The 11,577-nt window shown below is 54.6% G+C and carries 11 protein-coding genes; all 11 read left to right on the plus strand.

Going from position 1 to position 11,577, the window contains the following annotated elements; genetic code table 11:
* The first annotated feature begins 474 nt into the window (after positions 1–474).
* The 11 genes from pgaB to AB0A83_RS00450 all read left to right on the plus strand — a co-directional run bounded on the left by pgaB (position 475) and on the right by AB0A83_RS00450 (position 11,557).
* Entirely contained in the window at positions 475–2,382 is a 1,908-nt protein-coding gene (gene pgaB / locus AB0A83_RS00400) for a poly-beta-1,6-N-acetyl-D-glucosamine N-deacetylase PgaB (RefSeq protein WP_150046031.1), read from the plus strand.
* A 5-nt stretch (positions 2,383–2,387) separates the two neighbouring features.
* Complete coding sequence (pgaC, locus tag AB0A83_RS00405; RefSeq protein ID WP_367155095.1) at positions 2,388–3,737, plus strand: poly-beta-1,6-N-acetyl-D-glucosamine synthase; 1,350 nt, start codon at positions 2,388–2,390, stop codon at positions 3,735–3,737.
* Positions 3,734–4,201, plus strand: a complete 468-nt coding sequence (pgaD, locus tag AB0A83_RS00410; RefSeq protein ID WP_150046033.1) for a poly-beta-1,6-N-acetyl-D-glucosamine biosynthesis protein PgaD — start codon at positions 3,734–3,736, stop codon at positions 4,199–4,201. The genes pgaC and pgaD overlap by 4 nt, the downstream gene beginning before the upstream one ends.
* Before the next feature lie 347 nt (positions 4,202–4,548).
* A complete protein-coding gene (locus AB0A83_RS00415; protein ID WP_150046034.1) occupies positions 4,549–6,000 on the plus strand; it encodes an ATP-binding protein in 1,452 nt (483 codons plus the stop codon).
* The gene (locus tag AB0A83_RS00420; protein WP_367155098.1) at positions 5,997–6,698 is read left to right on the plus strand and encodes a response regulator; all 702 of its coding nucleotides are present in this window, start codon (positions 5,997–5,999) and stop codon (positions 6,696–6,698) included. The genes AB0A83_RS00415 and AB0A83_RS00420 overlap by 4 nt, the downstream gene beginning before the upstream one ends.
* Before the next feature lie 121 nt (positions 6,699–6,819).
* Positions 6,820–7,170, plus strand: a complete 351-nt coding sequence (locus tag AB0A83_RS00425) for a Spy/CpxP family protein refolding chaperone (protein ID WP_367155099.1) — start codon at positions 6,820–6,822, stop codon at positions 7,168–7,170.
* 298 nt (positions 7,171–7,468) lie between these two features.
* Positions 7,469–7,606 (plus strand): hypothetical protein, encoded by a 138-nt coding sequence (locus AB0A83_RS00430; protein ID WP_190303210.1) that lies wholly within the window; start codon positions 7,469–7,471, stop codon positions 7,604–7,606.
* A 178-nt stretch (positions 7,607–7,784) separates the two neighbouring features.
* On the plus strand, positions 7,785–8,444 hold the full coding sequence (locus AB0A83_RS00435) for a response regulator transcription factor (protein ID WP_150046037.1): 660 nt from the start codon (positions 7,785–7,787) through the stop codon (positions 8,442–8,444).
* Between the two features lie 9 nt (positions 8,445–8,453).
* Positions 8,454–9,848 (plus strand): ATP-binding protein, encoded by a 1,395-nt coding sequence (locus AB0A83_RS00440; RefSeq protein ID WP_150046038.1) that lies wholly within the window; start codon positions 8,454–8,456, stop codon positions 9,846–9,848.
* Between the two features lie 98 nt (positions 9,849–9,946).
* The gene (locus AB0A83_RS00445) at positions 9,947–11,161 is read left to right on the plus strand and encodes a sialidase family protein (RefSeq protein ID WP_190303211.1); all 1,215 of its coding nucleotides are present in this window, start codon (positions 9,947–9,949) and stop codon (positions 11,159–11,161) included.
* 24 nt (positions 11,162–11,185) lie between these two features.
* Positions 11,186–11,557: a copper resistance CopC family protein gene (locus AB0A83_RS00450; RefSeq protein WP_150046040.1), complete on the plus strand. Its 372-nt coding sequence runs from the start codon at positions 11,186–11,188 to the stop codon at positions 11,555–11,557.
* Positions 11,558–11,577 lie beyond the last annotated feature (20 nt).

An 11,577-nucleotide genomic window follows, 5' to 3' on the forward strand; every position in this document is an offset into this window, starting at 1 on the left:
AGATACTTTAAGATGAGCAACTAAATATTTGTAAAAAGAGACTGCGCCGCTGAAAAAATATAAAATTCGCCGTCCGAATGAGGCAGGAGACAATCGGCAGATGGAATGCTACCCATAATCTATCAGCAGGCTCCCTGTGTTCTTTCCACTTAACACCAATTGATTATTGACCGAGCCGCTTCGATAAGCCCTTTGCATCCAGCCGACTCCGTGTGGCCGACGTATATAACCGGGAAATACATTTACTGCCGATTCATTAGCGTTTGCCGGCAGGGTTGCTCAAGTATACCGACAAAGTGCGACGCGCTAAGTTAGACACCACTACGACCCGGTTTTCCGCTGAACGAATCCGCCGCGGATATAACTTCAATTGAAGTAGAACGTCTTCGCCGGGCAGCTTGACGATTAGCCTCCCTGCTACCTCCCGACTCACTACACTATAACGAGTTAATTGCCTTCCGACTAAACCAGGTTATGTTACGAATATTGATTGCTGTCTTTTTGTTATTGGCTACCGGCGTATCTTACCCGCGTGCTAACGAAGTTCCCGGATTTTTAGTACTGAATTACCACGACATATTGGAAGAGGAAGAACGCGTACCGCCGTTCGACCGCATCGCCGTCAATAAAGACCATTTAGAACAACATTTTGCCTGGCTGAAGAAAAACGATTACCGGGTAGTTAGCATTCAAGACTTGTTGGACGCCGCCAAAGGCGAGAAATCCTTACCCCCACGCGCCGTTCTGCTGACGTTCGACGACGGTTATCTGAGTTTTTACAACCGGGCCATGCCCTTGCTGAAAAAATACCGCTATCCGGCCACGCTGGCGGTGGTCGGCACTTGGCTGGAAGGGCAAGATACCGCAGGAGTCAAACCCTTGATGAGCGCGGCGCAAATCCGCGAGGTGATGGCGTCAGGCCTGGTCGAAATCGCCAGTCACAGCCACGACCTGCACCACGGCATTCCGATGAATCCGCTAGGCGACAAACACAGCGCGGTCACTTCGCGTTTGTACAATAGCGAATACGAAGAATACGAAAAAGACGAAGATTACCGAAAGCGCATATTCCAGGAAGTCGAAAAAAGCTCGGAACGCTTGTTCCAACTGGTAGGCGTACGGCCGCGGGTCATGGTGTGGCCGTATGGCGAATACAACGCCATCGCGCTGGAAGCGGCCAAACAATACGGCATAACCTTAACCATGGGGCTTAACGACGGCAGCAATACCCTAGCCGACCTCGGCGTCATGAAGCGGCTGATGATCACCGACGACGTCAACGGCGAGCAATTCGGCCGTATCGTTACCTCCCAACGTCAGCATTTGCCGCTACGGGTCGCGCACGTGGATTTGGATTACATTTACGACGACGATAACGTGCAAACCGAGCGTAATTTGAAGGCCCTGGTGGAAAGAATCAAAGCCAGCGGCGCCAACACCGTATACTTGCAGGCGTTTTCCGACCCGGACGGCGACGGCAATGCCGACGCTTTGTACTTTAACAACCGCCATTTGCCGGTCAGGCAGGATTTGTTCAGCCACGCCGCCTTGCTACTGCGCACCAAGGCCAACGTCAAAGTCTATGCTTGGCTGCCCATCATGGCTTACAAGGCCGACGTGCCGTTGAAATGGTACGTCAAGGAATGGCGCGACGGTGGTCCGCAGTTTTCCCGCCACATCTACACCCGGCTATCGCCGTTCAATCCGGAAGCGCGGCAGTTCATCGGCGATATTTACGAAGACTTGGCCAAATATTGCGATTTTAACGGCATACTGTTTCACGACGACGGCATTTTGTCGGATTTCGAAGACGTGTCGGCGCCGGCCATGGAAGTCGCGCATACTCTGTGGGGATTGCCGGATAATTTCGATGCCTTGCACGCCACACCGGCCTCGCGCATGGCTTGGGCGCAACATAAAACCGAATGGATCGGTCAATTCACCGATTATTTGACCGACCGGGTACGTTATTACCGGCCTTACGTCAAAACCGCGCGCAATTTCTACGCCTTGCCGTTACTAAAGCCCTACAGCGAAGAATGGTATGCCCAATCGTTACCGTCATTCATGAAACATTACGACTACATCGCCATCGAGGCCATGCCGTTTATGGAAGAAGCCGACAATCCCAAGCAGTGGCTGAGCGAATTGGTCAAAAAAACCGCCGAATACCCGGGCGCTATCGACAAGATGGTATTCGAGCTGCAAGCGGTGGACTGGAAAAAACAACGAGACCTGCCGATGCCGACCTTCATCGAGCAATTCGAGTTACTGAAAAAACTCGGTGCCAAGCACATCGGTTATTACCCGGACAACGTGCATCACGACCACCCCAAGCTGAGCGATTTGCAGCGTTTCTTTTCGGTCGCTAACCCGGATTGATAGTGATGAACGAATTTCTGGCGCAAGCCTGGGTGCAAAAACTGATCGACTGGTGGTTCATGAGTCGGGAGCGCTTGGAGGATATGCCTTGGCCGCTTTGGGAAGAGTGGCTGTCGCGCTTCGTATTTTATTACCCCTTGCTGATGGCCTATGTATGGATGATAGGCGGCATAATCTACTACTTACGTTGGGAAAGGCGGCCGCACAATCTGTTCAGCGACTTGCCTGAGCTGAGCGAGTTTCCGATGGTATCCATTCTGGTGCCTTGCTACAACGAGGGAGAAAACGTCAGAGAAACCATAGATTATTTGTTGCAACAGGACTACCCGAACTACGAAATCATCGCCGTCAACGACGGCAGCAAAGATAACACGTTAGCCATTTTGTGCGAATTGGCTAAACAACACGAGCGCTTGCGGGTAGTCAATCTGGCCAGCAACCAAGGCAAGGCCGTCGGCTTGCGCACCGCCGCACTGTTGGCCAACAGCGAATACTTGATCGGCATAGACGGCGATGCCTTGTTGGCGCCCAACGCCACGGCCTGGATGGTCAAACATTTTCTGGACGATCCGCACGTCGGTGCCGTCACCGGCAATCCGCGCATCCGCAACCGTTCCACCCTGCTGGGCAAAATTCAGGTCGGCGAATTTTCCGCCATCGTCGGCATGATCAAACGCGCGCAACGCGCTTACGGCCATGTATTTACCGTCTCGGGCGTGATTGCCGGTTTTCGCAAAACCGCGCTGCACGAAGTCGGCTATTGGAGCCCGGACATGGTGACCGAGGACATCGACATCAGCTGGAAAATGCAACTGGCCGGCTGGCGCATCCGTTTCGAACCCAATGCTTTGTGCTGGGTGTTGATGCCGGAGACCGTCAAAGGCTTATGGAAACAGCGCAGCCGCTGGGCGCAAGGCGGCGTTGAAGTGTTGCTGCGCTATTTTACGCGTTTGTGGCGTTGGCGCGCGCGCGGCATGTGGCCATTATATTTGGAATGTCTGGTCAGCTTGAGTTGGGCGTTTTTAGTGGTTGGCATGTTAGCGTCTGCGCCGCTGGAATGGCTGGCGGCCAAACAACCCGCGGAAGCCTTGGAAGATTTGTCGCCGCATTGGACCAGCATGTTGCTGTGCGTCACCTGTTTGATTCAGTTTTGGGTCAGTCTGGCCATCGATTCGATATATGAAAAGCGCAGCGGCAGTAACGCGCAACATTATTACTGGATGATCTGGTATCCGGTCGTGTATTGGCTGATCAACGTAGGCACCACCATCAACGGCTGCATCAAAGCCTTGCGCAAGAAAAAAGGTCAGCGCGCGGTCTGGGTTACATTGGATAGAGGTTTACGGCAAAAATGAAGCACGTCATCATCGACCAACCGCATTTGCAAAGCGCACAACAAAAACTGGGCTCGAAGCTGTTGGCACTAACGAGCTGGCTGTTGTGGCTGTATTTTTTGTTGCCGCTGTTTACTTTAGGCGGCTGGCTACTGGGCGTCAAAAGTTTATCCGACGAAATCCGCTGGTTCGGCGGCTACAAAACCTTGCTGGAACTTTTGGGCATGTATTGCGCCATCATCGTAGCGATCGGTTTGGCTTGGCTGCTGTGGTCGTTTTTTTTATCCTGGCTGCATGCCTCCATCAGGCCGCAGCCACATACCCAAGTCAGCGACGCGGATTTGTCGGCGCGCTTTCGCGTCGCGGATGCCGAACTCAAACAAGCCCGGCAGGCCGAGCTGGTTACCGTGCACTTCAACGAATACGCCGAAATCGCCCGCTTGGAATGCCAAAAAGCTGCAGCGAACCGCACCCAGGTTACTTGACTTTTCCGTTAGCCGATTCACCGGCTAGCTTATCCGAAGCGTCAAGAGCCCCCGGCCCATAATCGTTTGCCGCCGCTTCGAGTTTTGCCGTCCCGGGCTATAGGAGCAACGCGACTCGCGCCTCTCCTACCCAAGGTGTACTCAGCCGGATAATCGTTCGACCGGCAACGCTGAATAGTTTCAATCGGATCAGCATGCTCAGCCTTGTTCATGCGATTTCGTCGACGAACATAACGGCATGGTTCGACCCGGGCAAAACGCTTTTTCCGCGCCGCGATTCAAGCGTTAAAATCCCAAATTTTTGCACATTTGCCGTGCAAACTAGCTAAAAGCCTTGCGAGTCATCCGTGCGCAAATCCTTACGCCTAAAATTATTTCTAACCTTTTTACTAACCACATTGTTTGTCGTGGCCGGCATGTACCTGTTTATGCGCTGGTCGTTGCAACGCGGTTTCGAAGAATTAATCGAATCCCGTCAACGCGAGCGGGTGGAAAATTTAATCGACTCGTTAAGCGAAACCTACGCCGAAACCGACAGCTGGGAAGCGTTGGGCCAAAACAAACCGCAATGGATCCATCTGCTGATGCAATCCGACCCGCGCCGCAACAGGCCGCCGCGCCCCTGGATGGCTAGAGCCTTGCTGGAACCCGGCAACCAGTGGCCGCCGCACATCGACTCCGATCACGATCGTCCGCGTCATTACATTCCTTTGGAATTACGCGCCATGTTGCTGCGAGCCGACAAAAGCTTGGTATTCGGCCGGCCGGAATTGCAGGCGCAACTAGGCCTACATCCTATCGAGTCGCACGGCCGCACCGTCGGCTATTTGGGGCTATTGCCGGGCAGACCGGACAACCACTTAAACGATATTCGTTTTATAGAGCATCAAGCACAAGCTTTCGCTTGGATTGCGCTATTGATGGTCGCTTTATCCGCCGGTCTGGCGCTGTTGCTGGCTTACGTTTTAGGCAAACCGATCAAACGTATAGCCGCGGCTGCCAAACAATTGGCGGTGGGAGCTTATTCCATCCGCTTACCGGTCGAGTCGGCCGACGAATTAGGCCAGTTAGCCCGCGACTTTAACGACATGGCCGCCGCCTTGGAACAATCCGAACTGACCAGAAGACGCTGGGTAGCCGATATTTCTCATGAATTGCGAACCCCCCTGGCCGTGCTGCAAGGCGAATTGGAAGCCTTGCAGGACGGCATTCGCCCGTTGGATGCCCAAGCGCTGGAATCGTTACTCGCCGACGTATTGCGGCTGAACCGGCTGACCGACGATTTATACCAGCTGGCATTATCCGATCAAGGTGCCTTGAGTTACCGTAAAAACGACATCGATCCCCTGCAAGTTTTGACCGGCGACCTAGCGGCTTTATTACCGGCGTTCCAGCAAAAACACATTAGCGTCGAACTGCACGATAAAACGCAACGCAATCTGCTGTTACACGCCGATCCCGACCGGCTTTCGCAACTCTTCCGTAATATATTGAATAACAGCGTCAATTACACCGATCCGGACGGCAAACTGGAAATCGGCGTTACCATCCGGGGCGAAAAACACCTGTTGATCGAATTCTCGGACAGCGCCCCCGGGGTATCCGAAGCGGATAGGCTGCATTTATTCGAACGCTTTTACCGGGTGGAAGGGTCACGCAGCAGATATTACGGCGGGGCAGGTTTGGGCTTGGCTATTTGCAGCAACATTGTAGCCGCGCATAACGGCTCTATCAGCGCTCATCCCTCTTCGTTAGGCGGTTTGGCTATCCGCATCGAACTCCCCATACAACCGCAATGAACGACACGCCCCGAATTTTAATCGTAGAAGACGAACTCAAACTGGCTCAACTAGCCGCCGATTATTTGCATAACGCAGGTTTTGACAGCCAAATTCTTACGGCCGGAGATTTGGTGTTGCCCTGGCTGCGGCAGCAGCATGCCGATTTGATCTTACTGGATCTGATGTTGCCGCGGGTAGACGGCTTAACGCTTTGCCGAGAAATTCGCAGCTTCAGCCAAGTACCCATCATCATGGTAACGGCACGGGTAGAGGAAATCGATCGCTTGCTGGGGCTGGAATTAGGGGCGGACGACTATATTTGCAAACCTTACAGCCCGCGGGAAATGGTTGCCCGGGTTAAAGCGGTGCTGCGGCGTTTGCCGCACCCGGACACCCCAGTAGCGCCACCTTTATCGGCAACTCTGCTGCGCTTGAACGCCGATCGTTTAAGCGTGGCGGCGGCAGCCAAAGAAATCGAATTGACCGCGGTGGAATTCCAGCTGTTGCAGACCTTACAACGGCGGCCGGGACATATATTCTCCAGAGCGGTACTGATGGAGCTGATTTATCAAGATCAACGCATCGTCTCCGACCGAACCATAGACAGCCACATCAAAAAACTACGCAAAAAGCTGCAAGACCTGCTGCCGGGGCAAGAGCTGATACATTCGGTTTACGGTGCCGGCTACCGTTTCGATCCACCCGAGGCGGATTAAGCGGGCAAAATTTGCACAATCTTTCCTCAATTGCTACCAATTATTTGCGATTTTCCTCGTTAAAGTAATCACTGAAAACGGTGCTAAACCGTTGGACGTGAACTAAACCCGGAGAACCAACATGAACAAAACCATAATTGCAATCGCCTTAGCCGTTACTGTGCCGTTCGCAGTGATTGCCGCCACTCAAACGGAGGGCGAACCCAATCAATACCACAGAGGCGATCGTATCGAACGGATGACCAAAGAACTAAACTTATCCGACCAGCAAAAAACCCAATTGAAGGACATTTTTCAGCAACATCACCAAAAGCACGAAGCGTTACGGCAGGAATTGCGCCAACAGCTACAAACCGTATTGAGTGCCGAGCAATTGGCTAAATTCGACGAAAAACGTAAAAATCGCCACGAGAAATGGCGCCACAGACCGGAAGAGCAAGACGCTCCCAAAGAGCGCGACGCGGATAACTAAGTCAATGTCCTAACGATCATGAAACGGCTGCATCGCCCCCGGCAATTCAGAGCCGGTTAGCGTTAACGGGTCATCGTCGTGACGATGGCCCGTAAACAAAATGACTTTGATAGCAACGCACATGCAAGCACCCAATCGCCCCGGCCGAATAGGCTTTCAGAACTTGCAGGTTTTACGGAATCACCATTTGCTCAGGGTACGGTTAGCGCTTGATGCGGTTCGTCCGACCGCACCCTACCGGACTCTTCGTTGAATCATGGGTAATACGTCCACATCCTGATGCGCGCTTATATCGAGGGTGCAGCGCGAGCAGCTGGATGCGGCAGGATTCAACAGCGGGCGCTTGTTGGACAGTGTCGTGGAAACGCCTGCGGCCGCCGGAATTTTGGCCGGATTCGGCGCATGGCTGGTCGATAGGATGACCGGACCGGATTGAGCGTACACGCTTTACCGCGATGAAATACCGCGCACGGTTAAATTCTCTATGCTCCGGCTGCATACGGAAACCAAATCCGATCCATTCGCCGTAGTTGAACAAGCGCAATGCCGCTCTCGGCAGTCAAGGATTAATTGTTACAATGCGCCTCTGATCAATCAAAAACTAGTGATAAATCATGCGACTGCTATTGGTAGAAGACGATGCCATTCTCGGCGACGGCTTGAAAGCCGGTTTAACCTTGGAAGGTTACGCGGTGGACTGGTTGACGGACGGCAAACAAGCCGACGAAGCGTTACGCCTGAACCATTACGACTTGGTGGTGCTGGACCTGAATCTGCCGCGCATGGACGGCCTCAGCATTCTGAAAACCCTGCGCAAACGCAAGGACAACACCCCGGTGTTGGTGTTGACCGCGCGCGACGGCGTATCCGAACGAATCGCCGGACTGGACAGCGGCGCGGACGATTTCGTCTGCAAGCCGTTCGATTTGGCCGAAGTCTGCGCCCGCTTACGGGCTCTGGCCCGCCGCAACGAAGGCCACGCGTCGCCGCTGCTGGAGCACAAAGGCGTGGTGATAGATCCGGCCGCTCACCAGGTCACCTATAACGGCGCGGCGGTGGAGTTGTCGCAAAAAGAATACGAAATTCTGAATTATCTAATGAGCCACATCGGCCACGTCACCTCGCGAGCCCGCTTGGAAGAAGCTTTATACGCCTGGGGTTCGGAGGTGGAAAGCAATGCGGTGGAAGTGCATATCCACCATTTGCGCAAGAAGTTGGAGGCCGGTTTAATCCGCACCATACGCGGCGTGGGTTACGTCATAGACCACGATTAGGGCACGGCGTTGAGATTGCGCCCGCGCTCGCTTCGCAAGCAGCTGTTGCTGTCGCTGCTGTCGTCGCTATTGCTGGTTTGGGGAGGCACTGTTTATGTCAGTTACCAGCAAACCCGCGACGAAATCACCCAATTGTTCAACGCCGACTTGGCCCAATCGGCCCGGGTAGTGCACGCCTTCGTGGAAAACTTGCTGCAACAACGGCGCCTGACCAAATTGTGGGACCAGGACAAATCGCCCGATTTGTTCTACATGCCGATCTTGGGGCATAAATACGAACGCAAGATCGCCTTTCAATTGCGCTCTGTCAAAGAAGGCGTGGTGCTGCGCTCCGAAAGCGCGCCGGAGTTTGCACTGTCACTAACCCGTAACGGCTACAGCGAAACCACCATCGACGGCCAATTGTGGCACGTGTTCAGCATCAGCACGGAAAACGGCGACTACGTGATCCACACCAGCCAGCGCGACGACATTCGCCGCGAATTGGTCAAATCGTTGGCCAACCAGCAAATCCTGGCCATGTTGTTGGCCTTACCGGTGTTGGGCCTGGTCATCTGGTGGAGCATTCGCTTAACCCTAAGACCGGTCAACCGGCTCAAGGAGCAACTGGCGGCCCGCGAGGTCAACAATCTGCAGCCCTTGCCTTTACAGGGTCTGCCCGACGAGGTGATCCCCATCGTCCAACAGTTGAACGACTTGTTCGAATTGTTGCACCGTGCTTTCGCCAATGAGCGCAATTTCACCTCCGACGCTTCGCACGAATTGAAAACCCCGCTGGCCGGGCTGATGACCCAGTTGCAAGTGGCGCAAAAAGCCCCGGACGACCGGATGCGCGCCCAAGCCTTGCAAAAATGTCAGCAAGCGGTTACCCGGATGACCCATATGGTGCAGCAATTATTGACCTTATCGCGCGTGCAGCATCAAAACCTGCAACTCGGCCGGCAGCGGGTAGACTTGAATCAAGCCATCATCAACGCCATCGCCGAATTGGAATTTTCCGCGCACGCCAAGCAGATCGAAATCGAGCTGGCGAGTCCCGGGAAGATCGAAATCGAGGCCGACGCCCAATTGCTGGGAATTTTATTGCGCAATTTATTGGACAACGCGATCAAATATACCCCGGCCGGCGGCCGAGTGTTGGCCGAACTGGTGCTGGAAAACCGACGCGTAACGCTGCACGTCCAAGACAGCGGCCCCGGCGTGGCCGACCAAGATTACGAACGCATCAGCCAGCGTTTTTACCGTTGCGTGGAAACCGCGCAAAGTGCGGAAGGCAGCGGCTTGGGCCTGTCCATCGTGCAGCGCATCATCCGCCTGCACGGCGCGGATATCGGCTTTTCCAAGGCCGAACTCGGCGGCTTGAAAGCATCTTTGAGTTTCGATGTAGCGGCAAAGACGGGCTGACCTGCATTTGCCGGTTCTGCTTTGAGCGCCGATATGGTCTAATCACGGGCCGATTTTTTGCTGTTGTGTGTACTATGCCGACTTTGATAGTTAACCGAATGCGTCGTTTTATCCCGCTGGCGCTGTTGTGTTGGATCAGTGCGTGTTCCGAACAACCCGAATTTCAAAAGAGCAACGCCGAAACCAAGCTGGAAACGGTCGAAGTGTTCGATCCCGCCGCCCTGAATCTCGGCAGCTTAATCAGCTACGATCTCTACGCCGAAGCCAACAAGCTGCATCTATTATTTGCCGCCAACAGCGCCGCCGGAGCCGCGCAGCCGGTTTACATCGGCTACAGCTATTCCGAAGACGGCGGCCATCACTGGTCGCCGGCGCAGCAGCTGGAGCAACCGAGCGTCGGGCGTTTGGAGTCGCACAACGGCAACGATCTGCAAATCGCCGCCAGCGGCGCGAATCTGCTGGCGGTATGGCAGAAAACCGGCGAGATCCCCGGCATGGGGCCGTTACAAGCGCAGTATTCCTTAGACGGCGGTAAAACCTGGGCGGCGGGCGCCAATCCGACCGGGGCGGAAACCGACCAATCGCACGCGGATTTGCTGGCCGATAAAGTCGGCCGCTTTCATTTGGTTTGGCTGGACGATAGGGACGAAAACGGTTACCAAGGCTTGCGTTACGCCCGCTCCAGCGATACCGGCCGGCGTTGGGAATATGCGCAAACCATAGACGAATCCAGTTGCTCTTGCTGTTGGAACCGATTGGCGCCGGGGCCGGCTTATCAAATCTACACCTTGTACCGCGACATGGAACCGCGCGACATGGCCTTGGTGAAATCGTCGGATAACGGCCAAACCTGGCGGCGTTTAAACCGGGTAGGAGCTTTCGACTGGATTTTCGACGGCTGCCCGCATAACGGCGGGGCGTTCAGCATTGCCGGGGACAAGGCCCACGCCTTGGTTTGGACCGGAGCGGAGCAGCGCATCGGCTTGTATTATCTCAGCTCCTCCAACGGCGGCGTCTCCTGGAGCGAACCTCTAGCTATGGGCAAACCGCAAGCCGCGTTTCATAGCGATTTGGCCCACCGCGACGAGCGCTTGTTGGCGGTTTGGGACGAGCTAGGGGAACAAGGCTCGGAAATCAAGGCCGCACTGTCTACGACCGGCGGCCGGCAATGGCTGCCGCTAAATACGTTGTCCGCGCCGGAGCATAAGGCCGGCTTCCCGCGCGCCGTGGCCACCGCAAGCGGCTTTTTCGCCGTTTGGACCGACCAGGCGCCCGGCGGCGACAAGCGACTGGCAGCCTTAATCATCCAATAACTACAACTAAAACGAGAGAGTGATATGCGTATTTCAAGTTCTATTGCGGCCGGATTGCTAGGTTTGGCCGGCTTGTGCGGCTCGCTGGCCGCCGAAGCTCACGCGATTTTGGTCAAATCGCAGCCGGCCAAAGACGAAACCGTCAGCGCGGCGCCCAAACAAATCGATTTATGGTTTAACGATCCGGTCAGAAGCCAATACAAAGCGCTGGCGGTTATCGATGCCGAAGGCAAGCGGGTCGATAACCACGACGTGGAGCAAAGTTTGACCGACGGCTCGCACATTCATGCCACGGTCGGCGATTTGCCGGCAGGTACCTACACCGTACGCTACCGGGTGGTATCCGAAGATACCCACATCGTGACCGGCAAATTTCAATTTACCGTCAAACCTTAACCTTCATACCCTCCCTTTAT

This window comes from Methylomonas sp. HYX-M1, from assembly GCF_040741385.1.
Lineage (GTDB): Bacteria > Pseudomonadota > Gammaproteobacteria > Methylococcales > Methylomonadaceae > Methylomonas > Methylomonas rhizoryzae.